Source organism: Roseovarius pacificus (assembly GCF_900142665.1).
Lineage (GTDB): Bacteria > Pseudomonadota > Alphaproteobacteria > Rhodobacterales > Rhodobacteraceae > Roseovarius > Roseovarius pacificus.
The window spans coordinates 120,037-146,058 of record NZ_FRBR01000008.1; the positions used below are offsets into that span (position 1 = coordinate 120,037).

A 26,022-nucleotide genomic window follows, 5' to 3' on the forward strand; every position below is an offset into this window, starting at 1 on the left:
AGAAACGGATATGGCTAGAGCTAAATTCCTCTGTGACGCCGAACGCTGCATCGAATGCAACGCCTGTGTCACCGCCTGTAAGAACGAGCATGAGGTGCCCTGGGGGATCAACCGGCGCCGGGTCGTGACCATCGAAGATGGCAAACCCGGTGAGCGGTCGATCTCGGTCGCCTGCATGCACTGTTCCGATGCACCCTGTATGGCGGTCTGCCCTGTGGACTGCTTCTATCAGACCGAGGACGGGGTGGTTCTGCACTCCAAGGACCTCTGCATCGGCTGTGGTTATTGCTTCTACGCGTGCCCCTTCGGCGCGCCGCAATATCCTCAGGCAGGCAACTTCGGCAGCCGTGGCAAGATGGACAAATGTACCTTCTGCGCCGGTGGGCCCGAAGAAAACAACAGTCAGGCCGAGTTCCAGAAATACGGACGCAACCGGATCGCCGAGGGCAAACTGCCCCTCTGCGCCGAGATGTGTTCGACCAAGGCGCTCCTGGCGGGCGATGGCGACGTGGTGTCGGCCATCTACCGCGAACGCGTCGTGGCCCGCGGCTTCGGCAGCGGGGCCTGGGGCTGGGGAACCGCCTATGAGCAAAAGGGCGGCTGACCTTCCGGCGATGGAAACGCTGCGGCGTTTCCCTGCTTTGTGACATGCGGTCGGGCGGCCAGTGCGCCGCCCGACCGTATCGCCATTCACCTGATATACTGGACAGATCGTCATGACCCGTCTTCTGTACACGCTGATCCTGTCTCTGCTGCTGGCGGCCCCCGTCACCGCGCAAGAGGCCCCGGAGGCCCCTCGAACCGACCGCTCCGCCACGGGTGGTGCAACCACGCTGGAAGACATCCTCGCCCGCCAACGCGGCGAGAAGGTCGACAACAGCTATCGCCACAACAGTGCAGATAGCAGTCCCGCACCGGAAAGCTACGCACCGGGGCTGGGGCCGCTTGGCGGCGCATCGGACGCCGACGTCTGGCGCGATTTGCGGTTCAACGAGGCCAATGTCAAAGTGTCCGCCGGCGGCGATACCGCCAAGGTGCTGGTGCAGGACGGCGGCATGGCCTGGCTGCAATTTCGTCAGGGGCCGCTGATCACCTATGGTGGCTGGGGCCTTGTCGCGGTGTTGGGTCTTCTGACGCTGTTCTACCTGATCCGGGGCCGCATTCGTATCGACGGCGAAAAGACGGGCCGCACCGTCACCCGCTTCCAGTTCATCGAACGCTTTGCCCACTGGCTGATGGGAGGCTCTTTCGTGCTTCTGGGGATCACCGGGCTGATCTCGCTCATGGGGCGCAAGTTCCTGATTCCCGCCTTCGGGCATGACGCGTTCTCGGCCATCGCCGTGGGCTCCAAATGGGTGCACAACAACATTTCCTGGGCCTTCATGATCGGGCTGGTCATGGTGTTCTTCATGTGGGTTCTGCACAACATCCCCAACAGGATCGACCTGAAATGGCTGGCTGTGGGCGGTGGGATTTTCACCAAGGGCGTGCATCCGCCGGCCAAAAAATTCAATGCCGGTCAGAAACTGATCTTCTGGTCGGTGATCGTGCTGGGCGTGTCGATCTCGGTATCGGGGCTGTCGCTGCTGTTTCCCTTCGAATTGCCGCTGTTTGCCAAGACCTTCTCGATCCTGAACGATACCGGCCTGCCGCAGGCGCTGGGCTTTGGCGTGTTGCCCACCGATCTGGCTCCGCAGGAAGAAATGCAACTGGCTCAGCTCTGGCACGCGATCGTGGCCTTTGTCCTGATGGGTATCATTCTGGCGCATATCTATATCGGTTCGGTCGGCATGGAAGGCGCGTTCGACGCCATGGGCACGGGCGAGGTCGAAGAACAATGGGCGCGTGAACACCACGGCCTGTGGCTGGAGGAGTTGCAGGAAAAAGGGCAGGCCCCGGACAAAGGCAAGGCGGCCACGCCCGCGGAATAACCGATGCGCAAGTTGCTGTATCGTCTCAGTCTCTGTTGTGTCGCGCTCGCCCCGGCATGGGCCGCCGCGCAGGAGTTCACCACGCTCAAGGGTCATGGCGGCCCGATCATGGGCGTGACGGTGAACGATGCGACGGGGCAGGTGGCGAGCGCCAGTTTCGACAACTCTGTCGGGCTGTGGCAGGGCCGCCTGCCCCTGTGGCTGGAAGGGCATGACGCGGCGGTCAACACCGTGCTGTTTCTGGGGGCGGATCGCCTCGCCTCGGCGGGGGACGACTTCACCGTGATCCTGTGGGATCGTGCGGCGGGGGGCTCCACGCATCTGACAGGGCACAAGGGCAAGATCGTCGATCTGGCGCAATCGCCCGACGGCGCGTGGCTGGCCTCGGCCAGTTGGGACGGAACCATCGGGCTCTGGCCCCTCTTCGGCGATGCCGCTGAAACGGCGCGGTTCCTGTCCGGGCACGAGGCCGGGGTCAACGCCGTGGCCTTCAGCGCCGATGGCGCGCGGCTCTACTCGGCCTCCGCCGACGGTACGATCCGCATCTGGGACATGACCAATGACGGCAGCCGCATCCTGACCGATCAGGGCTTTGGCGTGAACCGTATCGTTTCGGGACCGGAGGATGCCTGGCTGGCCTATGGCGCGGTCGATGGCGTCACCCGCGTGATCGACACCCAAACCGGCGATCAACTGGCGGATTTCTCGCTGGATCGCCGCCCGATCCTTGCGCTGGCCCATCACCCGGAAACCCATCGACTGGCGGTGGGCGACGGGCATGGCTACATCATGATCATCGATACCGATCAATGGCGCATCCTGCGCGATTTCCGCGCCATGCGCCGCGGCCCGGTCTGGGCGCTGGATTTCTCGGCCAACGGCCGGAATATCCTTGCCGGCGGGATCGAGGATATCGTCTATTCCTGGCCCATCGCACTGCTCGATGAATTCGACCCGGCGGGCGGGGAGCAACGCAGCTTCCTGCGCGATCCCGAAGACATGCCCAATGGCGAAAGGCAGTTCATGCGCAAATGTTCGATCTGCCATGCGCTCACCCCGCCGCCCTCGCGCAAGGCGGGGCCGTCGCTCTATGGCCTTTTCGGGCGCAAGGCGGGCAGCGTGCCGGGCTATCCCTATTCGGAAATTCTGACCGGGTCCGATATCGTCTGGTCCGACGACACCATCGACGCCCTGTTCGATATCGGCCCGGATCACTATATTCCGGGGTCCAGAATGCCGATGCAACGGATCACCGCGCCGGGCGACCGGCAGGACCTGATCGCATATCTGCGCCGGGCCACGGCGCCACAAAAGGAGAACTGAGATGAAAGCGATGTATACGGCCTTTGCGGCCACCGTGGTGATCTCGATTGCCGCATATTACATCCTCGGCGAAATCGGGTTTTCCAGTCAGGACCGTCTGGCAGGCGAATCCGTTCGTTTGGGTGACGCGCCCGAATGACCCATAAAACGCCCGCTCAGGACAAACCCGCCACGCAGGCGGGCAAGGACGATTACGGCGAAACGCTGGCCGCCGCCTCGATCCTCGTGGTCGATGACGAACCGGGCATGCGCAACTTCCTGACCAAAACCCTGACACCCCGCTGCAAACGGGTGGAACAGGCCCGTTCCGCCGCCGAGGCCAGCGATATTCTGGACCGGGCGCATTTCGATCTGGTCATTCTCGACAACATCATGCCGGGCACCACCGGGCTCGACTGGCTGGGCGAACAGCGCCGCGTGGGCTTCTTTGCCGAAACCATCCTGATCACCGCCTATGCCGATCTGGACACCGTCATTCAGGCGCTGCGCGCGGGTGTGGCCGATTTTGTGCTGAAACCGTTTCGCGCCAACCAGATCCTGAATGCCGTGGCCCGCACGCTGGACCGCAAATACCTGCGGCGCGAGAACTACCTTCTGAAACACGCGCTCAGCGAAAGCGGCACCACCGCACGCGGGCGGCTGATGGGCAAATCGCCCGCCATCGCCGAAATCCGCGATATGCTGAACCGGGTCGCGCCGCTGCCGACCTCGGTCCTGTTCACCGGCGCCAGCGGCACGGGCAAGGAAATCGCCGCGCGCACCCTGCACGGGCTGTCGGACCGGGCTGAAAACCCCTTTGTCGCGGTTAATTGCGCAACCATATCGCCCGATCACATCGCCGAGGAACTGTTCGGCGAGATCGAAGGCGGCGAGCGACGCAAGGACGGGCTGTTGCTGCATGCCGAGGGCGGCACCCTGTTTCTGGACGAGATCGCGCAACTGCCCGATCAGGTGCAGGCCACCCTGCTGCGCGTGCTGGAGGATCACCGCATCCGCCCCGCCGGGGCCGAACGCGAGATCCCGCTGAACCTGCGTTTTCTGTTCGCGACCAATGCCGATCTCGAACAGGCCGTGGCAGAGGGCCGCTTTCGTGCCGACCTGTTCCACCGGATCAACGTGCTCAATATCGCGATGCCCGCGCTCAAGGACCGCTCGGAAGACATCGTCGAACTGGCCGCCGTCTTCATGAGCGAATTTTCCCGCACCCTTGGCCTGCCCGCACTGGATCTGAACGAAGAGGTGCTGCTCAAGCTCAGCCGCTACGACTGGCCCGGCAATGTGCGCGAATTGCGCAACCTGATCGAGCGCTCGGTGATCCTGGGCGAATTTCCGACCGAATTTTCCGGCGCGGGCGAAGTGACCGGGGCCGAAGCCATCGAAACGCTGGAACTGGTCGAACAGCGCCATATCCTGAACGTTCTGGATGCCTGTCACGGCAACCGTGCCGAGGCTGCCCGCCGTCTGGGCGTATCGCGCAAGACGGTGGATCGAAAATGCGCCGCCTGGGGCATCTGACCTGCCTGAGTACCCGGATAGGGGCCGTCTCCGCAGGATAGCTCTGGCAATTCACAGGGGCTGATCCTAGGCTGCCGATCGATGAGATCACGAAAGGATTTTCCGATGACCGCCCGCCCCGAAGCACAGCCGCAAACCCTCACCGATACCGAAGCGCATCGCATCACCCGGTTCGATTTCACCCCCGGCGCCGAAACCGGCTGGCATGTGCATGGATTCGACTACGTGATCGTCGCCCTGAGCGAATGCAACATGAAGCTGGAAATGCCCGATGGTACGGTGAACGAGGTGCTGCTGCCGCCGGGCCGGACCTATCACCGGCCCACGGGTGTCGAGCATAACGTGATCAACGGCGGCGATGCGCCGATGGCCTTTGTCGAGGTCGAGTTCAAGCAGGGGCTCGATCTCGACCTCCTGGATCAGGGCTGATCAGGCGCGCGACAGCACGCTGGCCGGACGCGCCTTGTAAAGCGACGCGGTCAGCGCGGCGGCAAGACCGGCCTTGATCAGGTCACCGGGGATGAACGGCGCCATCGAAACGGTGGCCTGCGTCAGGCTCATGTCCAGCATCGCGGTCATGCCGAGGATGCCGGGAATATACGGCACCAGAATGCCGCCAATGATCGACGCGATCAGTGCGGCAAGGAAAACCGGCGTGTTGCGCATCTGCCCGGTGATCCAGCCGGTCACGAAGGCGGCGATGGGCCAGCCGATCAGGAAACCCACGGTCGGCCCGGCGAACACGCCCAAACCCCCGCGCCCACCGGCCAGCAGGGGCAGGCCAAGCGCCACAAGCCCGAGGAACAGCAAAACGGCCAGCGCCCCGCGCCGCGCGCCCAGAACCGTGCCGCACAGCATGATGCCCATGCCCTGCGCGGTGATCGGGATGCCCGAGGCAAGCGTGAATTTCGGCACCAGCCCCAGCACCGCGATCAGCGCGGCGAACAGGGCGATTAGGGTGATTTGACGTTCCATGGGTCGCGTTTCCTTTGTTGTGATCTTGGTCGTCACGGATCCTGCGGCGGGGTCAGCCCGCCGCGTGCGCGCAAAGCCTCGGCCACATGTTCGGCGTCGTCAATGGCAATCAGGGTGATCGGCAGGGCGATCTGCCAGCCCACGCGCCGCGCACTGCGCGCGCGCCAGGCGTCGATCAGCTTGTGCGCCTTGTCCATCAGGACGGGGATGAAGCGCACCACCAGCACGATGGCAAATCCAAGCGGCGCAGTATTCGCGCCCAGTTTGCGCAGCGGCGTCAGCAGCCACATCACCACGTCCGTCAGGTCGTCGAACCGGGTGGTCATGGTCACCAGATTGGCCAGCGCCACCGCCGCGATCAGGCGCAGGGCGATGATCAGCCCGGCCATGGTCTGCCCCATGACGGCGTGCCAGACGACGACCAGCGCCACGAAAAACCACACGGGTTTCAGCAGGGCAATGCCTTCGCGCAGAAATCGCCAGCCCGGCACAAGATAGAGCGCCGCCACCGCCGTCAGCCCGGCGGCCATGCCCGGTACGCTGTCCAGCCAGAACAGCGCAACCGTCGCCACGCAAAGCGCCGCCAGTTTCACGCCCGCCCGCAGCCGGTGATACGGCGTGCGGATGTCAGAGGTCAGCGTCAGCATCGCCCGCCTCCTGCATCGCCGCCAGATACCGATCCAGCACCGTATCGACAGGGCCATCCCCGGCAACGCGCCCCTGATCCAGCCAGATCGCCCGATCATACCCAATCAGCGCAGCCGGGTCATGGGTGACATGGATCAGCGTGGCGGGCAGGGCGTCGAGATGACGGCGCAGTGCCCGCGTCGTCGGGATATCGAGGCCGGAGAACGGCTCGTCCAGAACGATCACTCTGGGCTCCATCGCCAGAACGGCCATCAGGCAGACCAGATGCCGCTGCCCTTGCGACAGGCTGTCGACCGGCCGGTCATGCCATTCGCCGCGTCCGAACCGCGCCAGCATTGCCCGCGCGCCATCGCGCGCCTCGGCTTTGGACTGGCCCAACTGGCGCAGGCCAAAGGCCAGTTCTTCCTCGACCGTGGGAAAGATGATCTGGTGATCGGGGTTCTGGAACAGGATGCCGACGTTGCGGATCGCCGCCTTGCGGTCCTTGTAGACACCCACACCGGCGACCTGCACGTCGCCTTCGTCCGGGGCGATCAGACCGGCGATCAGGCGTGACAGGGTGGTCTTGCCCGATCCGTTGCGCCCGATGATCCCGATGCGCCGCTCGCTCAGCGACAGCGAGACATCGCGCAGCGCCTCCCGCGTGCCGAACCGGCAGGTCACGCCGGTGATCTCGATGCCTGTGCTGGGTGCGGCCTGTGCCGTCATCGCGCCTTGCCCCGCGTTGCGGCCCGCGCGGGGCCCGGTCTGGGCCGGTTCAATAGCCCGCGCGCCCCCGACATGCCAGACGAAATCCTGTGCTTAGCGCCCCTGCATGATGATACGATACCGGATCTGGTCGAAAATCACCGCCAGAATGAGCAGCGCGCCCAGCAACACCATTTGCATATAGGAACTGACCTGCGCCAGGTTCATCCCGTTCTGCACCAGCACGATAAAGAACGCCCCCAGAACCACGTTTTCCACCCGGCCGATCCCGCCGCGCAGCGACACGCCCGCAATCACGCAGGCGGCGATGGATTCCAGCGCGATCGACCCGCCAAGGTTGGCCTCGCCCGATTCCACCCGCGCGGTCAGCAGCAACCCCGTCAGCGACGCGATCAGCGCGCAGATCATATAGGCCAGCAGCAAGGTGCGCCTGGTGTTGATCGCCGACAGATGCGCGGCCTTGATATTGCCGCCCACGGCGTAAATCTGCGTGCCCAGCCGGGTGCGCGCCATCAGCACCCACATGATGACGATGCAGATCACGGCGATGATCACCGGCACGGGGATGCTCCACAATCGCCCGAACCCGAACGTGTCGGCAAATTGAAAGGGCAGGCCAGAGACCGGCACGCCCCCGGTCAGGAACAGGGCAAACCCGGCCCCCACCGACGACACGCCAAGCGTCATGATGAAGGGCGATACCTCGAAATAGGCCACGCCGATCCCGTTCACCAACCCCACCATCAGCGCCGCGCCAAAGCCAAGGAACGCACCCAGAAGGATCGCCAGCCAGATCACATCGGGGAAAATCCCCGCCAGCCACACCATGCCCATCGCCGACACCACCGAAGTCAGCGCAATCGCCGTGCCCACCGACAGGTCGAACCCCCCGGTGACCAGCGCCAGCATCTGGCCCATCGACACCAGCACCAGATACACCGATTGCCGCGCCACGTTGATCAGGTTCTGCCCAGTCAGGAACTTCGAGGACAGCAAGGTGAAGATCACCAGCGCCCCCAGCAGGAAGAACGGCAAGACGCCGACCTTGACGAACAGCCGCGTGATCCACGCCTTGACGCCGGTCGCTTGGGTGTCTGAACTCATTGTGTCGCTCCGCTTTCATCGAAGAAGTGTTTGAGGATCGTGTCCTCGGTCATCTCGTCGCCGCTCAACTCGGCGCTCAGCCTGCCATGCGCCATCACCAGCATCCGATGCGCCAGATGCATCACCTCGGGCAGGTCCGAGGAAATGACGACCACCGCCTTGCCCGCCTCGGCCAGTTCCTTGATCAGCAGGTAGAGCGCCGCACGCGTGCCCATGTCCACGCCCACCGTCGGCTCGTCGAGGATGTAGACATCCGCGTCCTGCCCAAAGCACTTGCCGAACAGCACCTTCTGCTGGTTGCCGCCCGACAGTTGCGACACCAGCCTGCTGCGGTATCCCTCGTGCAACTCCACGTAATCGGCAATCTGAACGCTGGCCTCGCGCACCGCCGACCAGTTGATCAGCCCCGTGCCGCCGCGCCCGCCCATCACAAGGTTCACCGCCAGATTGTCATTCGCGGTTTTCGCCAGATCCAGGCCTTCGCCCTTGCGGTCGGGCGACAGGTAATACATGCCGTGATGAATGATCTGCCTTGTGGGGGCGTGGGTGATGTCCTGCCCCTTCAGCGTGACGCGCCCGGCCAGCCGGGGCGCCACACCCATCATCGCGCGAAACAGGCGCGACTTGCCGCAGCCCACCAGCCCCGCCACGCCCAGCACCTCACCCGCGCGGATGTCCACGTCGGCGGCCTGTACGCCGTTGGTGCGCACCCCCTCGGCGCGCAGCAGCACCTCGCCGGGGTTATGCGCGATCTGCGGGTAAATCTCGGAAATCGCGCGGCCCGTCATCATCTCGACCAGCGCGTCGTCATCGGTCTCGTCCATGGCCACGGTGCCGATTTTGGCCCCGTCGCGCAGCACGGTCACCCGGTCGGCGATCCGCGCAAATTCCTGCATCCGGTGCGAAATATAGATGATGCCCACACCGCGCGCCTTCAGCGTTTCGATGAAATCGAACAGGTGATCCACCTCGCGGTCGGTCAGCGATGCGGTGGGCTCGTCCAGAATAAGAACCGACAGATCGCCATGGAACGCCTTGGTGATCTCGACCATCTGCTGTTGCGCGCGCGACAGGCGGCCTGTCACCTCGGTCGGGTCGATCTCGAAATCCAGTTCCTGAAACATTTCCCGGGCGCGGCGACGCATCTCGCGATGATCTACGAACGGGCCTTTCATCGGCTCCCAGCCCAGAAAGATGTTCTCGGCTACGCTCAGCGTCGGGATCAGCGAAAATTCCTGAAAGACGGTGTAAATCCCCTTGGCCTGCGCATCCGCGACCGAGCCGAAACGCATCTTTTCGCCATTCAGTTCGATTGTGCCTCCGCTCGGGCTGTTGGCCCCGGCCAGCATCGAAATCAGCGTCGATTTTCCCGCGCCGTTTTCGCCGAACAGAACGTGTACCTCACCGGGCATCAGTTCGAAATCGACTGAATCCAGCGCCAGAACGCCGGGATATTGCTTGGACAGACCCGTGGTGCGGATCAGGGGCTGGGAAGGCATTGTCATGTCTCCGGGGGAGGACCGTGCCGGGGCCATGTAGGCCGGCCCCGGCACCTGATTGTCAGAGGCGGATCACTCTACCGAAAATTCCGGACGGAACCCGTCGGGCGGCAGGATGTTTTCACGCGGCACATCGTTGATGTTCTCGGGGTCGACGACGAAAATCTTCGGCCCGACATGCTTGACGTAGTCTTGCTCTTCCAGAATGCGCACCGCCTGATCCACGGCGATCCGGCCCTGAATGACCATCGAATCCGCAGGCGCGGCCAGGATGAAGCCTCGCTGAATGCCGGTATAGACCCCCGGCGTCATGTAGAACGCCAGCAGATCGACCTCGCCCTTCAGTCCGCGCTCGCGGATCACGCCCTGCGCGGCCTCGGCGGTCACGGCGGTGCCCGCCAGATAGCGCACGTCGGGATTCGCCTGCAGCACGTCCTCGACCAGTTTCAACTGGGTTTCCTTGCCGGTATCGCCAAAGCGCGGCTCCAGCACCTCGACCGCCGATCCCTCGACCGCGCCCATGAAGCCCTCATGCGCGGCCTCGACCCAACCGGCGCCCGCCGGTCCGGGGAACCAGCCCACCTTGACCGCGTCGCTGCCCGCAGGGTGCTTTTCGGCCAGGTAGTTGCCGATCTCCGAGCCCATCGTGCGGAACGACACCAGCGATTTGGCCGCGATGTCGCCCGAGGACACGCCATTGATCACGTCAATCACCGGGATGCCCTGGCCTGCGACTTCGCTGATCACGTTGTTCAGCCCGTCATAGGAAATCGCGCCGATGATCACCGCGTCGGCCCCGCCGGAAACACAATCCTCGATCTGGCTGATCTGGGTGTTCAGTTCGGTATAGCCCCCGGCCTCGACCACGTTCAGCTTGACGCCAAGGCGCTTGGCCTCGTCCACCACGCCGTAATCCACGCCCAGCCAATAGGCGTCTTTCATGTGCGGGAAGGACACGCAGATGTTCCACGGCTGCGCTGCGGCCTCAAGCGGAGTATAGGTGACCTCGCTCACCTCGCCATCGGCGCTGAAGGCCGGGGTCACTTCCTCGGCGGGGTAGGGATACCACGCGTCCTGCGCCATCGCGCTGGCGGGCAGGGCCGTGGCCAGCGCCAGGGCGCTTGCCAGTTTCAGATGCTTGTTCATGTGTCTGACCTCCTTGTCAGTTCGGTTTTGTTTGTTTGGCAGGGCGCGCCAGCGCCCCGCTGTCCCGCAGGCGGTTATCCCAGCTCTTCGCGGATTTTCCGGATGATGGCCTTGCGATCGGCCCGGGCGGCCAATGCGGTGTCCATGTCCACATTGACGAAATTCACCTGCGTGTTGGGCTGCAACTGCCCGATCAGGTCCATGTCCGCCGAGATGATCGCGCCAAGGGTGAAATAGCCCCCGCCCGACACGGCGTCGCGGTGCAGCACGATGGGTTCCGTCCCGCCCGGCACCTGGATGGAGCCATAGGAATAGCACCCGTCCACGATGTTCGACGGATCGGCCCCCGCGCCAAAGGGCTGTTCACGTTCGACGAATTCCAGCGGACGACCGCCCTTGAAACGGTATCCCATCCGGTCGGCCTCGGCCGCGACGGTCCAGGTGTCCTCGAAGAACTGCTGTCCGGCGGTGTCGGTCAGACGGTACCAGTAAAGCCCCGTCAGCACCCGCAATTCCGCCGGATTGCCCGGCCCGCGCCGCAACGCGGCGGGCACGCTGCGCCCCTCTGCCACGGTCGGGGCATCGCCCACCGGCAATTCGTCACCGGGCTGCACCGCGCGGCCCTCGACCCCGCCAAGCGCGCCGATCGGATAGGTCGAACGACTGCCCAGATCGGGCTCGGTCGCGATACCGCCGGACACGGCGATATAAGCCCGCGCGCCCGCTTGCAGAAAGCCGAAGCTCAGAACCTGCCCCGGCTTCATGGTGAAGCTGGTCCAGGTTTCGCGCGGCTCGCCGTCCACCATCACCGGCAGTTCCGCGCCGGTCACGGCGACGCTGGCCTCCTGGGTGAACTCGATCTCGGGCCCCATGAACACGGCTTCCAGCCCGGCGGCCTCCTCGGGGTTGCCGACCAGCATGTTGGCCGCGCGCATCGACAGGCGGTCCATCGCGCCCCCCTCGGGGATGCCCAGATGGAAATAGCCGGGGCGGCCCATGTCCTGAATCGTGGTGGCGAGGCCGGATTTGACAATCTTAAGCGTCATTGAGTGCCTCCATCAGCTTGGCGTTATAGCCGGTCATGTCCTTGTTGAACTCGTCCAGATCGAACTCGACCTCGGCAATGCGCGGGGCCCATGTGTTGGCGTCCACCTCGGCAAGGATGCGGTCGTATTCGGCGCGGTCGATGGGCTTCCACTTCACGATGTCGCCGGGTTTGAAGAACACCAGGAAATCGCGTAGATAGGATGTTTCCTGCCGCGGGTCGTAGATCGTCATCGGGGTGATGCCGAACATCTGATAGCCCCCGGCGCCGCGCACCGAGTAGATGCAGGAAAAACTGCCGCCATAGCCCACCGTCTGCTTGGGCGTGTCCGTGCGTGGCCGCAGGTACTTGGGCACCTCGATCTGCTTGTCGCGCTCGACCAGCTGGTACAGGAACGGCAGCCCGGAAACAAAGCCCACCATCGACACGAACCACGGCTGCGAATGGTGCGCCTTGATGAACGCCTCCACGCTGTCATAGCCGTTGATGCGCGCCGCATAATCCAGATCGGTCCCCTCCGGGTCCTGATGGCGTTCGCGAAAGCGCATCAAGGTCTCGTGCGTCCACGGGTCCTGATAATAGACCGGCACTTCGATGATCCGCGTGGTCATCCGCTTTTCGGCCTTGTCGGCCATGTGTTCGAGATCCTGAATGCGCTTCAGCATCTCGTCGGGCGCGGTCACGTCCGGGTCATACCGCACCTGAAACGATGCGTTTGCCGGGCAGATCTCGGTCACGCCGGGAATGTCGGCCTCTCGGACGGCATTGGACATGGACAGGGACTTGAAGAACGCCTCCAGCGACATTTCCTCGTCCATCTCCACGTAGACATGCTCGTCTCCGCCATATGTGTAACGTGTCTTCACGATGCACCTCCTGTTGCTTCGGGGGTCAGGTTTCCGGCATCCAGCCACGGTTCCAGCCATTGGGTGTGGAACGCGCCCGCTTGCACATGCGGGTCGTCCGCCAGCGCCAGATGCAGGGGAATGGTTGTCTTGAGGCCCTCGATCTTCAGGGCCTGCAATGCGCCGCGCAGCCGGTCTATGGCCTCGGGGCGCGTCGGCGCATGGGCAATCACCTTGCCGATGAGCGAGTCGTAAAACGGCGGAATCCGGTATCCCTCGTAAAGGAAGTGATCCACCCGGATGCCATCCCCTTCGGGCAGGGTCAGCGCCCCGACCTGTCCGGGGAAGGGCATGAACTGCATATGCGGGTTTTCCGCATTGATCCGCACCTCGATCGCATGGCCTTGCGGGGCGATCTGATCCTGCGTCAGGCGCAGCGGCTCGCCGCCCGCGATGCGGATCATCTCCTGCACCAGGTCGATGCCGGTGATCATTTCGCTCACCGGGTGTTCCACCTGAATGCGGGTGTTCATCTCGATAAAGAAAAACTCGTTGCTGGCCTCGTCGTAAAGAAACTCCAGCGTGCCCGCGCCCTTGTAGTTCACCGCCTCGGCCAGCGCCACGGCAGAGGCGCACAGCGCTGCGCGCGTCCCGTCGTCTAGACACACCGCACCGGCCTCTTCCCAGACCTTCTGGCGGCGGCGTTGCAGGGAACACTCGCGCTCGAAACAATGCACCGCACGGGTGCCGTCGCCCAGGATCTGCACTTCGATATGGCGCGGATCGCGCACCGCGCGCTCCAGGTAAAGACCCCCGTCGCCAAAGGCCGCCTGCGCCTCGGCCTGCGCCTGCGGGGCCAGCTTGCGCAAGTCATCCTCGGTGTCGGCAATGCGGATACCGCGCCCGCCACCGCCCGCAGCGGCCTTGATCATCACCGGATAGCCGACTTCGGCAGCCACTTGCGCCGCCTCGTCCACGTTTTCGATCCGGCCTTTCGATCCGGGCACAACCGGTGTGCCCGCCGCTTCGGCGGCCTGCCGCGCCGCCACCTTGTCGCCCATCCGTTCGATGGTGTCCGCCGACGGCCCGACATAGGTGATCCCGGCGGCTTCCAGCGCGCGGGCGAACCGCGGGCTTTCCGACAGGAACCCGTATCCGGGATGCACCGCATCCGCGCCGGCCTCTTTCGCGGCGGCCACCACGCGGTCCACGTCCAGATACGAGTCTTTCGACGCCGCCGGCCCGATGCACACCGCCTCGTCGGCCAGCTTCACCGCCAGCATGTCGGCATCGGCCTCGGAATGGGCCTGAATGGTGTGAATGCCCAGCTCTTTCGCGGCGCGGATCACCCGCACGGCGATCTCGCCCCGGTTGGCTATGAAAAGGCGCTCGATGGCCATGACTCAGTCGTCCAGCGTTGCCAGAACCTGACCGGCGGTCACCGCGGCCTCGTTCCCGGCAGCATAGTCGCCAAAGGTGCCCGCGATTTCGGATTTGACCTCGATGAAGGTTTTCATCACCTCGACCAGCCCGATCACATCACCCACGGCCACTGCATCGCCCTTGGATTTGTAGGGCGCGTCCTCGGGCGAGGGGCGGTGATAGAAGGTTCCGGGAAGGGGGGATTGAATGTCTGCCATGGTGTGTCCTCCTGACGGGTTGTCGTCTCAGCTTGCTTGTTCCAGAACCGTCGCGGCGGCCGCGACGGTGATGCCGTTATCGGCCAGCCCCTTGCGAATGGCGCGGCCGATCTCCAGCGCGCCGGGCGTGTCCGAGTGAAAACAGATCGATTCGAATTCTATCCCGATGTCGTTGCCATCGACCGTGCGCACCTTGCCTTCCTTGCAGGCGCGCACGCATTTTTCGGCAATCTGCTCGGGATCGGGGCGGGCGACCTGCCGTTTGAACACGATCGAACCGCTGTCGTCGTAATCGCGGTCGGCGTAGAATTCGCGCACCACCGGGTGCCCCAGCCGCGTGGCGACTTCGTAGGTCTTGGAAACATCCATGCAGAAAATGATCGTGTCGCTGCTGATCTTTTGCAGCGTGTCCACCATCCACTGGGACAGTTCCTCGTTGACGGCGGCCTCCATGTAAAGCGCGCCATGCGGCTTCACATGTTGCAGCGGGATGCCGTAACGCCGTCCGAACTCGCGGATCGCGCCCACCTGGTAAACGATGTCGTTGACCAGTTCCTCGGCATTGGTGCGGATATAGCGGCGGCCAAACCCCTGAAGATCGTTATAGCCGGGATGTGCGCCCAGCCCCACGCCGTATTGCTGCGCCAGTTTCACCACCCGGTCCATCGAATTGGGGTCGCCCGCATGGAACCCGGCCGCGATATTGGCCGAGCTGATCAGCGACATAAGCTCCTCGTCGGGGGCTTCGCTGAGGCTCCACTGACCAAAGCCTTCGCCCATATCGCAATTCAGATCGACTATAGTCTTCATCGTCATGATCCCCGCGTTTTGGATGGGGAAAGGATCAACGCCGGATGTGTGACTTGTAAATTTCTAATATTTGCTTTTAATATATCTGAAAATCAGAACAGGTTGTGTGACTCGGGAAATTCCAACTATCTGATAAATAAAGCTATGCTGGAAATTCAGTCGATTTGTGAACAATTCTATCTGATTTTCTGATATTCAGTGTTTCGATATTCATTAGATCAAGGCTGAAAGAATGGGCAGATCGTGAACTTTCGCCATCTCAAGTACTTCGTGGCCACCGCAGAATCGGGGCAGGTCAGCCGCGCCGCCACCGCGCTGTCCATTTCGCAATCGGCCATCACCACGGCCATCCGCGATCTGGAAAGCGAACTGGGCGCAGACCTGTTCCTGCGCTCGGCTCACGGCATGGAAATGACCGACGCGGGCCGTGAATTCCTGGCCTCGGCGCAGGATATCCTGACCCGGCTGGACGAGGCCAAGAATCTCAGCCACCGCCGCTCGACCGCCGAAGGCGTGATCTCCATCGCCGCGACCTATACCGTGATCGGCTATTTTCTGCCGTATCACCTCGACCGGCTGGCGCATCTTTACCCCGGCATCGAGATCCGCCTCAGCGAGCTGAACCGCGAAAGCATCGAAGAGGGGCTGTTGTCCAACCGCTTCGACATGGCCGTGGTCCTGACCTCGAACCTCAGCAACCCCGAGATCGAAACCGAAACGCTTTTGCGCTCCACCCGGCGGCTCTGGGTGCCGTCGAACCATCCGTTCCACCGCGCGGGCAAGGCCAGCTTCGCCGATATCGCCGAAGAAGATTACATCATGCTCACCGTGGACGAGGCCGCGCATACCACCATGAAATACTGGTCCACCACCAGCTATCAGCCCAAAGTCAAGCTGCGCACCGCCTCGGTCGAGGCCGTGCGTTCCATGGTGGCCAACGGGCAGGGCGTCACCATCCTGTCCGATATGGTCTATCGCCCGTGGTCGCTCGAAGGCAAACGTATCGGCACGGCCTCCACGACGCTTGAAATCCCCTCGATGGATGTCGGGCTGGCCTGGCGCGAGGGCACCGGGATCACCGGGCCTCTGGCGCTGGTGCATGACTACTTCCGCGAATCCTTCGTCGATCCGCAAACCTGGTTCACCAGCCCCCGGCCTTGATCCCGGTCAAGTCCTGCCGCTACGCTGTGTCCTAGACTGACACCCGCCGCCCCGGCGGTCTACGGGGCAACAGGAGAGACCGGCCATGACCTCCAGACTTCCCGAAACCCTCCCGGCCTCGGCGCTTGGCGCACGTATCACCGCCGGGGATTTCGGCTTCGACACCACCGCCGACCTGCCCGCCGATCCCGGCTGGCTGGGGCAGGATCGCGCGGTCGATGCCATCCGCATGGCCGCCGGGATGCGGCATGGCGATTTCAACGCCTTCGTCCTCGGCACCCCCGGCAGCGGCCGCCACCGCATCGTGCGCGCCATTCTCGACGAGGCCGCGAAAAACCGCCCCCTTCCCAGCGACTGGGTTTATGTCAACAATTTCGACGCCCCGCACAAACCCCGCGCCATCGAACTGCCCGCCGGGCAGGCCAACCGCCTGCGCCACGCGATGGAACAACTGATCGACGAACTGGCCAACGACATCCCGGCACTGTTTGAATCCGAAGATTACCAGACCCGCCGCAACGCCATCGAACAGACCTTCGCCGACGCCCACGAAGAACAGATGACGCAACTCTTCGAACGCGCCCGGTCGCGCAACGTGGCGATCCTGCGCACGCCGATGGGGTTCACCGTCGCAGGTACTCATGAGGGCGAGGTTCTGACCCCCGATACCTACAACGCCCTGCCCGAGGAGCAGCGCGAAACCATCGACGCGGCGGTCGACATCACGCAGGACGAACTGGCCGAAGTGCTCAAATCCGCGCCCGCCCGCGAAAAGGAACACCGCGCGCAGGTCGAGGCGCTGAATGCCGAAATGGCCCGCAACGGGGTGGATGCGGCCATTGCCGAAGTGCAGCGCGCCTTTCCCGATCTCGACGCCGTGCGCGCCTATCTCGAAACCGTGCGCGCCGACCTGATCGAAAATGCCGCGCTGTTCCTGCTGCGCGAAGACGGCGCACAGGACGGCCCCTTTCCCGGCGCCACCTCGAAACATTACGCCAAGCCCCAGTTTCAGCGCTACGCCGTCAACGTGATCGTCGGCCAGCCCGAGGATGCCGACAGTGGCGCGCCCGTGGTGCAAGAGGCCCTGCCGACCCTCGGCAACCTGATCGGGCGCATCGAATACGCCTCGGAAATGGGCGCTCTGGTCACCAATTTCACCATGATCAAACCCGGCGCGCTGCACCGCGCCAATGGCGGGTTCCTGGTGCTGGACGCGCTGCATGTCCTGTCCGAACCGCTGGCCTGGGATGCGCTCAAACGCTGCCTGCGCACCGGCGAAATCGCCATCTACTCGCCGGGCGAACGGCTCAGCCTGATTTCCACCGTCTCGCTCGATCCCGACCCGGTGCCGCTCAGGACGCGCGTGATTCTGGTGGGCGAGCGCTCGCACTACTATCTCTTGTCCGCGCTCGACCCGGATTTCGCCCACCTGTTCAAGCTCGAAGCCGATTTCAACGATCACATGCCCGCCGACCCGGAGGATCTGACCGCCTATGCCGGGATGATCGCCGCCATCACGTGCAAGGCCGGCACCCGCCCGCTTCAGGCCGCCGGGGTGGCCGCGCTGCTGCGCGAAAGCACCCGCCTCACCGGTGATTCCGAACGGCTGACGCTGAACACCGACACCTTGTCCGACATTCTGCGCGAGGCCGATCACTGGGCCGACGGCAATGGCCATGACGCGATTGCCGAAGCCGATATCGAAAAGGCCCTGCACGAACGCGAACGCCGCGCCAGCCGTCTGCGCGATCTCAGCCACGAGGCGATCACCCGCGAAACCCTCCTGATCGACACGGACGGCACGCGCGTCGGTCAGATCAACGCGCTTTCGGTGCTGCAAATCGGCGGCTATGCCTTTGGCCGCCCCTCGCGCCTGACGGCCCGCACGCGGATGGGGGCGGGCAAGCTGGTCGATATCGAACGCGAAACCGAACTGGGCGGCCCGATCCACTCCAAGGGGGTGCTGATCCTGCAAGGCTACCTTGCCACGACCTATGCCACCGATGCGCCCATGTCGCTCTGGGCCTCGCTGGTGTTCGAGCAAAGCTATGGCGGCGTGGACGGTGACAGCGCCTCGGCGGCGGAGCTTCTGGCGCTGATCTCGTCGCTCTCCGGGGTGCCGATCGACCAGTCCTTCGCGATCACCGGATCGGTCAACCAGTTCGGGGATATTCAGGCCATCGGCGGCGTGAACGAAAAGATCGAGGGCTTTTTCGATATCTGCGCCGCGCGCGGGCTGACCGGCAGGCAGGGCGTGCTGATCCCGCAGGCCAATGTCAAGCATCTGGCGCTGCGCCGCCGGGTGGTCGACGCGGTCGAGGCCGGAACCTTCCGCATCGTCCCGATGTCCCACCTGTCCGATGCCATCGCCGTTCTGACGGGGCAGGAGCCGGGCACGCGCGGCAAGTACGGCACGTTCCCCGAGGACAGCGTCAATGCACGGGTCGAATCCCGCCTGCATGAATTCGCCGCCATGCGCCGCGCCTATATGCGCGCGGCGATGGAACAGGGAGGCACGTCATGAACGCGGCCAAACGCCCCGCGCGCGTCCTGCTGGGGGCGACATGCTATACCGATGCCGAGGGCACGATGCAGATCGCCGTTCTGGCGGCGCGCGAAATCGGGGCGGAGCTGCACGGGTTGCTGGTGGTGGACGAATCGATCCTGGCTGCGGCCTCTGCACCGCGTGCGTGCAGCGTGGGGTTTTCCGGCGCCCGCATCGCGCAAATCACCGCCGAGCAGATGCAGGCCGCCTTCCGCGCCGATGCGCGCCGCTTCCGGGAACAGCTTTTGCGTACGGCGCGCGGCGCCTCTCTGGGGGCGGGATTCCGGCAGGAACACGGGCGTCTGGCCGCCGTGCTCGAACAGGGGGCCGGGGCGGGCGACCTGATCGTTTACGGATTCCGCCGCGCGCCGCGTGACAGCGATTGCGTGATCCTGATCGCCTCTGCGACCGATCCCGCTCCACGGCTTACCGCTCTGGCCGCGCACCTGTCCGAGGGTCTGGGCAAACCGCTGATCGTTCTGGTTCCGGTGCAGGCGGGTGAGGTGCGGCCCGCGCCCCTGGCCGGGCTTGCGGGGGCGGGTATCGTCACGTTCGACTCGCCCGCGGCGCTTCTGGCCCGGCTCGAGCGTTGCCGCCCTGCGGTCGTCGTGGCGTCCGGGCCTCATGCGGCCTTGCCACCCGTCGCGCGCCTGCTGGACGCTGCGCGCTGTCCGCTCATTCTGGAACCGGATACCGCACCCCCGGTTTGAGGCATGTCATGCCCCGACGGGGCAACGGGTGCGGAACATTGGCTTGGGGGAGGCGGATGTCGGAGGCGATTTTCAGAACTCAGGGCGTGACCAAGGTCTATGACACGGGCAGCACACAGGTTCATGCGCTGGCCGGCGTGGACCTCGAACTTTACGCCGGCGAACTGGTGGTGTTGCTCGGGCCGTCCGGGTCGGGCAAGTCCACCCTGCTCAACATCCTTGGCGGGCTGGATCACGCCAGCGCGGGCCGTGTGTGGTTCCGCGATCTGGAACTGACCGCGCTGGGCGACCGGGGGCTGACGAAATACCGCCGCGATCATGTCGGCTTCGTGTTTCAGTTCTACAATCTGGTGGCCAGCCTGACGGCGCGGGAAAACGTGCAGCTCGTCACCGATGTGGCGCGCAACCCCATGCGCCCCGAGGAGGCGCTGGAACGGGTCGGCCTGTCGAAACGGATGGATCACTTCCCCGCCGAAATGTCGGGCGGTGAGCAACAGCGCGTCGCCATCGCCCGCGCCATCGCCAAACGCCCCGAGGTGCTGCTGTGCGACGAACCCACCGGCGCGCTGGACAGCCAGACCGGGGTGCAGGTGCTCGACGCGCTCAGGACGATCAACGACGAACTCGGCACCACGACGGCGGTGATCACCCATAACGCCGCCATCCGCAAAATGGCCCACCGGGTGATCTGGTTCCGCGACGGGCGCATCGACCGGGTCGAGGAAAACGACACCCGCATCGCGCCCGCCGAAATTCACTGGTAGGAGGCACAGATGGAGGCGCTCGATCGTAAGCTGCTGCGCGATTTTCGCCGCCTCTGGGCGCAGGCCGCCGCGATCGCGCTGGTGCTGGCCTGCGGTGTGGCGATCCTGATGACCAGCTTCGGCATGTACGGTGCGCTGGAAGAGACCCGCGACGCCTATTACGAGCGCAACCGCTTTGCCGATGTCTTTGCCGGGGCCAACCGCGTGCCCGACAGCCTGCTGACGGATATCCGCGCCATCCCCGGTGTGCGCGAGGCCGAACCGCGCGTGGTCGAGCATGTCATCCTCGACCTGCCCGCACGGGTCGAGACGGTGACGGCGCGCGCGATCTCGCTGCCCGAGGATGGTGCGCCGCTGCTGAACCGCCCCCTTCTGCGGACCGGGCGGCTGCCCGATCCGGCGGCCACGGCCGAGGTCGCGGTGAACGCGCCCTTCGCGCAGGCCAACGGGCTGCGCCCCGGTGACAGCTTTCTGGCCAATCTGGGCGGGCAGCAGCGCAGGCTGAGCGTGACCGGCACGGTTCTGTCGCCGGAATTCATCTATACCATCGGTCCCGGTGCGCTGATGCCCGACAACGAAACCTTCGGCATCCTGTGGATGCCCGCGCGCATGGCCGATGCGGCGTTCGACATGGACGGTGCGTTCAACGACATCGCCCTGAAGCTCGATCCGGCTGCGCAACAACCTGCCGTGATCGACCGGCTGGATGCGCTTCTGGAGCCGTATGGCGGGCTGGGCGCCTATGGGCGGGACCGGCAGACCTCGCACAGTTTCGTGGATGCCGAGATCGAACAGCTGCGCGCCACCGCCCTGATCCTGCCGCCCATCTTCTTCGGTATCACCGCCTTTCTGGTCGGCATGGTGATCGGGCGGATCATCGCGCTGGAACGCTCGGAGATCGGATTGCTCAAGGCGATCGGGTATTCCGATGTGGAAATCTGCCTGCATTATCTGATGCTGGCCGCGCTGATCGCGCTGGTGGGGGCGGTCCTGGGATGGGGCGTCGGCACCTGGTTGTCGCGGGCGCTGGCGCGGCTCTATGCGCAGTTCTTCGATTTTCCCTACCTGATCTACCGCGTGGCCTGGGACGCCTATGTGATATCCGGGGTTCTGGCCTTGCTCAGCGCGGCGCTGGGGGCGGCCCGCAGTGCGCTCAGGGCGGCGGCCATGCCACCGGCCGTGGCCATGGCCCCGCCCGCGCCGCCACGGTTCAAGCGCACCTGGTTCGACCGGTTGCTGGCGGCGATGCGCCTGTCGCAGCCGGTGATGATGATCCTGCGCAGCCTGATGCGCTGGCCGCTCCGCTCGGCGCTGACCACGCTGGGCCTGTCGCTGGCCGTGGCCGTGCTGGTGGCGTCCGGCTTCTTTTCGGATGCGCTGGACAAGATCGTGAACAGCGCCTTCTACCAGTCCAACCGGCAGGACGCGATCCTGTTGTTTGAGCCGGATATCCCCGAAACCGCCCTGCCGCAGGTGGCGAACCTGCCGGGCGTTTTGCGCGCCGAAGGGCAACAGGGCCAGGCGGCGATCCTGCGTCACGGGCATCTCGAAAAAGACGCAGCGATCGAGGCCCGCCGCCCGGGCGCCGATCTGTCGCGCGTTATCGACGGGGTGGGCAGGGCCGTCGACGTGCCCCGCGACGGGCTGCTTCTGTCCGAACGGCTGGCCATGCAGCTGGAGGCCGCGCCGGGCGATATCCTCCAGGTCGAATTCCTCGGCGGGCGCGGCGAAACGCATGCGCTGCCCGTCGCGGGCGTTGTCACGCGGTATATCGGCCTTGGCGCCTATATGGATTTTGAAACGCTCAACCGGCTCAAGCGTCAGGCCCCGAGGATCAGCGTGGCCAATCTTCTGGTCGATGACGCCCTCCTGCCGGAACTGCACGCCACGCTGAAGGAAACACCGGAACTCAGCGGCTTGATCATGCTGAGCGACATGCGCCGCAGTTTCGAGGAAACCATTCGCGAAAATGTCGTCGTCATGACCACGGTCTATATTTCCATCGCGGTGCTGATCACCGTTGGTGTGGCCTATAACGGTGCGCGCATTCAACTGTCCGAACGCGCCCGCGAACTGGCCAGCCTGCGCATTCTCGGGTTCACCCGTGGCGAGGTGTCTTTTGTTCTGATGGGCGAAACCATGGTGCTGGCGATTCTGGCGCAACCGCTCGGCTGGGGGCTGGGGGCGCTGATCGCGCAGGCGCTGGCAAGCGGCTCCACATCGGATCTTTATGCCGTGCCGCTGGTGCTGGAACCCGCCGGGTTCGCCCGCGCCAGCCTTGTGGTGCTGGCGGCGTCCTTTGTATCGTCTTTGGTGGTGCGCCGCCGTCTGGACAAGCTGAACCTTGTCGAAGTCATGAAAACACGGGAGTAACCGGAAATGGCCCTCAAGACACGTACCGTTCTTTTGTCCGGTCTCGGGCTGGCTGTCGTGGGCGGTCTTGCCTGGGTGGCGTTTCGTACCGATCCCGTGCCGGTGGATATTGCCCCGGTCACGCGCGGGATAATGCAGGTCACCATCGAGGCCGACGCCCGCACCCGGATCGCCGAGATTTACGAGGTGTCCGCGCCCATCACCGGTACGGCCCGCCGCTCGCCCGTGCGCGAAGGCGATGTCGTGACGGGCGGCGAAACCGTGGTCGCCATCGTCGAACCCTCCAGTTCCGGCCTCCTGGATGCGCGTACCCGCATTCAGGCCGAGGCCGCCGTGCGCGAGGCCGAGGCGGCGCTTTATGTGGCCCGCAGCGAGTTGCGGCAGGCCGATGAGGAACTGAACTATGCCCGTACCGATTACGAGCGGGCAAAGACCCTGGTGGATCGCGGCGTGGCCTCCGTCATCCGGCTGGAAGACGCCGAGCAGCGCCTTGCCACGGCCGAGGCCCGGGCCGAAGCCGCGGCCTCCAACCTTCAGCGTGCCAACAGCGCGTTGGACGGCGCGCGCGCCGCGCTGATTGAGCCCGGCGACGATGCGGCACAGGATAACGGGTGTTGCGTGCGCCTGACCGCGCCGGTCGATGGCCGGGTATTGCGGATCGACACGATCAGCGAACGGCCCGTCACCGCCGGGGCGCATCTCCTGTCGGTCGGGCGGCCCGAGGATATAGAAATCGTCGCCGATCTTCTGTCCACCGACGCCGTGCGCCTGGCCCCCGGTGCGCGCGCCATCGTCGATCGCTGGGGCGGTGAAAGCACGCTCGAGGCGCGCCTGACCAAGATCGAGCCATCGGGCTATACCAAGGTGTCCGCGCTCGGCATCGAGGAACAGCGCGTCGATGTGATTTTCGATCTGGTCACGCCGCTCGCGCAGCGTTCCGGCCTCGGCGACGGGTTTTCGGTTTACCTGCATGTCGTCGAATGGGAGGGGGACGATGTGCTGCAAATCCCGCTTGGCGCATTGTTCCGGCGCGGGCAGGACTGGGCCGTTTTCGTGGCCGATGGCGGTGCGGCCCGCTTGCAGGTGATCGAAACGGGCCGCCGCAACAGCAGCAGCGTTCAGGTGCTGGCGGGGCTCGAGCCCGGTCAGAGCGTCATTACCCACCCATCGGACGCGATTGCCGACGGGGTGGCGATTACCGAACGCGAGGCGCAATAACCTCCATAGCCATCGCCCGACAGCGATGAGGTCCATGGCGATATGCAGAGCGCTCCGCATGACGGTTCGACGATCCCTTTCGTGATATGCGCCCCGACCCAATCATGAAATTCTTTCCAAACTGCTAACCCCGCGTGAAATCGGTGAATTTGCGTCCATGATGAATGCACCGCGGTTACCGGGGGCCGGGTTTCGTACGAAACGCGTGTCCATTTCGTACGTTTCGTACAAAACTCCGGCTTCCGTGCCGGGGCGATTTCGGGCATGACACCTGCATGACACCTGATGATCTCGTTCTCACGCCGATGGGGCTGCGATTTCGCGGTCGCCACTATCCCTGCTCGGTCGGGCGCGGTGGGCTAACCGCTTGTAAACGCGAGGGGGATGGCGCCACGCCCATCGGGGTGCATCGAATCGTCGGCATGCTCTATCGCCCGGATCGCCTGGCGCGGCCCGCCGACTGGGCGGTGCCCATCGGGCCCGGCGACATCTGGTCCGACGATCCCGAGGATCGCCACTATAACCTCATGATTCGAAAGCCTTATTCGCACTCGCATGAGGTGCTGCGCCGGGCTGATCCGCTATATGATCTGGTGCTGATCACCGATTGGAACTGGCCGGAGACCAAACCCGGCCACGGGTCATGCATATTCTTGCACCAATGGCGCCGGCCGCATTACCCCACCGAGGGATGTATCGCCTTTCGCCGCGATCATCTGATTGATATCGCAAGGAAAATTCAGCCATCCACGCGGCTGATCGTGCGTCCTCAATAGGCGCGTTCGCCGAAAATCGCGCTGCCCACACGCACATGGGTCGCGCCAAGCGCGATCGCCTTTTCAAAATCCCCGCTCATCCCCATCGACAACCCCTCCAGCCCGTTGCGGTTGGCGATTTTGGCCAGCAGGGCGAAATGCAAACTGGCTTCTTCATCGACGGGCGGGATGCACATCAACCCTTTGACGGGAAGGTCCATCCCCTTGCAATCCTTGATGAAATCGTCGGCCTCGGCTGGCAGGATACCGGCCTTCTGCTCTTCCTCGCCGGTGTTCACCTGGATGAACAGATCGGGGCAGTGCCCCTCTTCCTGGGCCAGACGGGCAATGGTCCTGGCCAGCTTGGGCCGGTCGACCGAGTGAATGGCCTGAAACAACTCGAATGCCTGACGTGCCTTGTTGGTTTGCAAGGGGCCGATCAGATGCAGGTCAATCCCTTGAAAACGCTCGCGAAAATCGGGCCATTTTCCGGCGGCCTCCTGCACGCGGTTTTCGCCAAAGCACCGATGCCCCTGCTCCAGAATGGCTTCGACCCGGTCATTGGGCTGCTTTTTCGAAACCGCGACAAGGGTGACACTTCCGGGCGCGCGCCCGGCGGCGTCCTCGGCTTTGTGAATGCGGGTTCTGATCTCTTGCAGCCCCATGCCACGCCCTCTGTCTGATGCGGTACCGGGTGCCTGTTTGCCACAGGGCGATGCACAGGCACAATGCCTGCCGTCCAAGCCAGGACGATTTCAGTAAACTCCTTGCTCCGATCCGTTACCTTGGATAGTAGGGGAGGGAAACAATGCCGGATCGCGTAATGACCATGTACAGCATCAGAAATGCCGCACTGACCACGGTTTGCCTTGCGTTGCTTGCCTCTTGCGGGGGCTTCCGCGACGCCAAGCTCGATCCGGAGGCCTACCGCATCGAAGGCGGACGCGAATCCAAAGGGAATTTCATTGGCAGATCGTCGATATTCGACGCGTTCAAAGGCGGCGATGCCGAGGTCAAGGTCAACCGGTATCTCTGGACGGCATCTCTGGATGTGCTCGATTTCCTTCCGGTACAGACGGCCGATCCGTTTACGGGTGTTATTTCAACAGGTTATGGCACGCCGCCGGGGGGCGGACAGGCCTATCGCGCGACCATCCTGATCAGCGATCCCGCGCTTGACGCACGGTCGCTTAACGTGGCGCTGCAAACACGTAGCGGCCCGGTGGCGGGCGGAACGCAACGCGCTGTCGAGGATGCGATCCTGGCGCGCGCCCGTCAGTTGCGGATTCAGGCCGAAAGGTTCTGAT

At 64.3% G+C, this 26,022-nt stretch carries 26 protein-coding genes; 14 read left to right on the forward strand and 12 right to left on the reverse strand.

Going from position 1 to position 26,022, the window contains the following annotated elements; all coding sequences use genetic code 11:
* Positions 1-10: 10 nt before the first annotated feature.
* The 6 genes from fdh3B (at position 11) to BUB53_RS14130 (ending at position 5,198) form a co-directional block, all read left to right on the forward strand.
* Complete coding sequence (gene fdh3B, locus BUB53_RS14110) at positions 11-604, forward strand: formate dehydrogenase FDH3 subunit beta (RefSeq protein ID WP_073035415.1); 594 nt, start codon at positions 11-13, stop codon at positions 602-604.
* Between the two features lie 112 nt (positions 605-716).
* Complete coding sequence (locus tag BUB53_RS14115) at positions 717-1,931, forward strand: formate dehydrogenase subunit gamma (protein WP_073035416.1); 1,215 nt, start codon at positions 717-719, stop codon at positions 1,929-1,931.
* Positions 1,932-1,934: 3 nt separating this feature from the next.
* The gene (locus BUB53_RS14120) at positions 1,935-3,254 is read left to right on the forward strand and encodes a c-type cytochrome (protein ID WP_073035417.1); all 1,320 of its coding nucleotides are present in this window, start codon (positions 1,935-1,937) and stop codon (positions 3,252-3,254) included.
* Position 3,255: 1 nt separating this feature from the next.
* Entirely contained in the window at positions 3,256-3,393 is a 138-nt protein-coding gene (locus BUB53_RS22995) for a hypothetical protein (RefSeq protein ID WP_188745007.1), read from the forward strand.
* Positions 3,390-4,769: a sigma-54-dependent transcriptional regulator gene (locus tag BUB53_RS14125; protein ID WP_073035418.1), complete on the forward strand. Its 1,380-nt coding sequence runs from the start codon at positions 3,390-3,392 to the stop codon at positions 4,767-4,769. The genes BUB53_RS22995 and BUB53_RS14125 overlap by 4 nt, the downstream gene beginning before the upstream one ends.
* Positions 4,770-4,874: 105 nt before the next feature.
* Positions 4,875-5,198 (forward strand): cupin domain-containing protein, encoded by a 324-nt coding sequence (locus BUB53_RS14130; protein ID WP_073035419.1) that lies wholly within the window; start codon positions 4,875-4,877, stop codon positions 5,196-5,198.
* Here BUB53_RS14130 and BUB53_RS14135 read toward each other — a convergent pair whose 3' ends face one another.
* From BUB53_RS14135 to BUB53_RS14185, 11 genes are all read right to left on the reverse strand, one after another.
* Positions 5,199-5,744 carry a biotin transporter BioY gene (locus BUB53_RS14135; RefSeq protein ID WP_073035420.1) on the reverse strand — a complete coding sequence of 182 codons (546 nt, stop codon included), beginning with the start codon at positions 5,742-5,744 and terminating at the stop codon, positions 5,199-5,201. It abuts the gene before it with no gap.
* A 32-nt stretch (positions 5,745-5,776) separates the two neighbouring features.
* Entirely contained in the window at positions 5,777-6,391 is a 615-nt protein-coding gene (locus tag BUB53_RS14140; RefSeq protein ID WP_073035421.1) for an energy-coupling factor transporter transmembrane component T family protein, read from the reverse strand.
* Positions 6,372-7,100, reverse strand: coding sequence for an energy-coupling factor ABC transporter ATP-binding protein (locus tag BUB53_RS14145; RefSeq protein WP_084729153.1), 729 nt, complete (start codon positions 7,098-7,100; stop codon positions 6,372-6,374). The genes BUB53_RS14140 and BUB53_RS14145 overlap by 20 nt, the downstream gene beginning before the upstream one ends.
* A gap of 93 nt (positions 7,101-7,193) precedes the next feature.
* Positions 7,194-8,204, reverse strand: a complete 1,011-nt coding sequence (locus BUB53_RS14150) for an ABC transporter permease (protein WP_073035422.1) — start codon at positions 8,202-8,204, stop codon at positions 7,194-7,196.
* On the reverse strand, positions 8,201-9,703 hold the full coding sequence (locus BUB53_RS14155; RefSeq protein WP_073035423.1) for a sugar ABC transporter ATP-binding protein: 1,503 nt from the start codon (positions 9,701-9,703) through the stop codon (positions 8,201-8,203). Before BUB53_RS14155 ends, BUB53_RS14150 begins: the two co-directional genes overlap by 4 nt.
* A gap of 72 nt (positions 9,704-9,775) precedes the next feature.
* Complete coding sequence (torT, locus tag BUB53_RS14160; protein WP_073035424.1) at positions 9,776-10,849, reverse strand: TMAO reductase system periplasmic protein TorT; 1,074 nt, start codon at positions 10,847-10,849, stop codon at positions 9,776-9,778.
* A 74-nt stretch (positions 10,850-10,923) separates the two neighbouring features.
* Positions 10,924-11,895: a 5-oxoprolinase subunit C family protein gene (locus BUB53_RS14165; RefSeq protein WP_073035425.1), complete on the reverse strand. Its 972-nt coding sequence runs from the start codon at positions 11,893-11,895 to the stop codon at positions 10,924-10,926.
* Positions 11,885-12,760 (reverse strand): 5-oxoprolinase subunit B family protein, encoded by an 876-nt coding sequence (locus BUB53_RS14170; RefSeq protein ID WP_073035426.1) that lies wholly within the window; start codon positions 12,758-12,760, stop codon positions 11,885-11,887. The genes BUB53_RS14165 and BUB53_RS14170 overlap by 11 nt, the downstream gene beginning before the upstream one ends.
* On the reverse strand, positions 12,757-14,139 hold the full coding sequence (locus tag BUB53_RS14175) for an acetyl-CoA carboxylase biotin carboxylase subunit (protein ID WP_073035427.1): 1,383 nt from the start codon (positions 14,137-14,139) through the stop codon (positions 12,757-12,759). The genes BUB53_RS14170 and BUB53_RS14175 overlap by 4 nt, the downstream gene beginning before the upstream one ends.
* A gap of 3 nt (positions 14,140-14,142) precedes the next feature.
* A complete protein-coding gene (locus BUB53_RS14180) occupies positions 14,143-14,379 on the reverse strand; it encodes an acetyl-CoA carboxylase (protein ID WP_073035428.1) in 237 nt (78 codons plus the stop codon).
* A gap of 27 nt (positions 14,380-14,406) precedes the next feature.
* Positions 14,407-15,189, reverse strand: a complete 783-nt coding sequence (locus BUB53_RS14185) for a 5-oxoprolinase subunit PxpA (protein ID WP_073035470.1) — start codon at positions 15,187-15,189, stop codon at positions 14,407-14,409.
* 243 nt (positions 15,190-15,432) lie between these two features.
* On the opposite strand from BUB53_RS14185, the gene BUB53_RS14190 reads away from it, so the two are divergent.
* From BUB53_RS14190 to BUB53_RS14220, 7 genes are all read left to right on the forward strand, one after another.
* Positions 15,433-16,350 (forward strand): LysR family transcriptional regulator, encoded by a 918-nt coding sequence (locus tag BUB53_RS14190; protein WP_073035429.1) that lies wholly within the window; start codon positions 15,433-15,435, stop codon positions 16,348-16,350.
* An 85-nt stretch (positions 16,351-16,435) separates the two neighbouring features.
* On the forward strand, positions 16,436-18,874 hold the full coding sequence (locus BUB53_RS14195; RefSeq protein WP_073035430.1) for a Lon protease family protein: 2,439 nt from the start codon (positions 16,436-16,438) through the stop codon (positions 18,872-18,874).
* Positions 18,871-19,605, forward strand: a complete 735-nt coding sequence (locus tag BUB53_RS14200) for a hypothetical protein (protein WP_073035431.1) — start codon at positions 18,871-18,873, stop codon at positions 19,603-19,605. The genes BUB53_RS14195 and BUB53_RS14200 overlap by 4 nt, the downstream gene beginning before the upstream one ends.
* 56 nt (positions 19,606-19,661) lie before the next feature.
* Positions 19,662-20,369, forward strand: coding sequence for an ABC transporter ATP-binding protein (locus BUB53_RS14205; RefSeq protein WP_073035432.1), 708 nt, complete (start codon positions 19,662-19,664; stop codon positions 20,367-20,369).
* A 9-nt stretch (positions 20,370-20,378) separates the two neighbouring features.
* Positions 20,379-22,742, forward strand: coding sequence for an ABC transporter permease (locus BUB53_RS14210; protein WP_073035433.1), 2,364 nt, complete (start codon positions 20,379-20,381; stop codon positions 22,740-22,742).
* A 6-nt stretch (positions 22,743-22,748) separates the two neighbouring features.
* A complete protein-coding gene (locus BUB53_RS14215; RefSeq protein WP_073035434.1) occupies positions 22,749-23,960 on the forward strand; it encodes an efflux RND transporter periplasmic adaptor subunit in 1,212 nt (403 codons plus the stop codon).
* A gap of 275 nt (positions 23,961-24,235) precedes the next feature.
* Entirely contained in the window at positions 24,236-24,736 is a 501-nt protein-coding gene (locus tag BUB53_RS14220; RefSeq protein WP_073035435.1) for a L,D-transpeptidase family protein, read from the forward strand.
* Here the strand turns inward: BUB53_RS14220 and BUB53_RS14225 are convergent.
* Positions 24,730-25,380 (reverse strand): YggS family pyridoxal phosphate-dependent enzyme, encoded by a 651-nt coding sequence (locus BUB53_RS14225; RefSeq protein WP_073035436.1) that lies wholly within the window; start codon positions 25,378-25,380, stop codon positions 24,730-24,732. The two genes, BUB53_RS14220 and BUB53_RS14225, sit on opposite strands and share 7 nt — an antisense overlap.
* A gap of 158 nt (positions 25,381-25,538) precedes the next feature.
* On the opposite strand from BUB53_RS14225, the gene BUB53_RS14230 reads away from it, so the two are divergent.
* On the forward strand, positions 25,539-26,021 hold the full coding sequence (locus BUB53_RS14230) for a DUF3576 domain-containing protein (RefSeq protein ID WP_188745008.1): 483 nt from the start codon (positions 25,539-25,541) through the stop codon (positions 26,019-26,021).
* The last annotated feature ends 1 nt before the right edge of the window (position 26,022 follow it).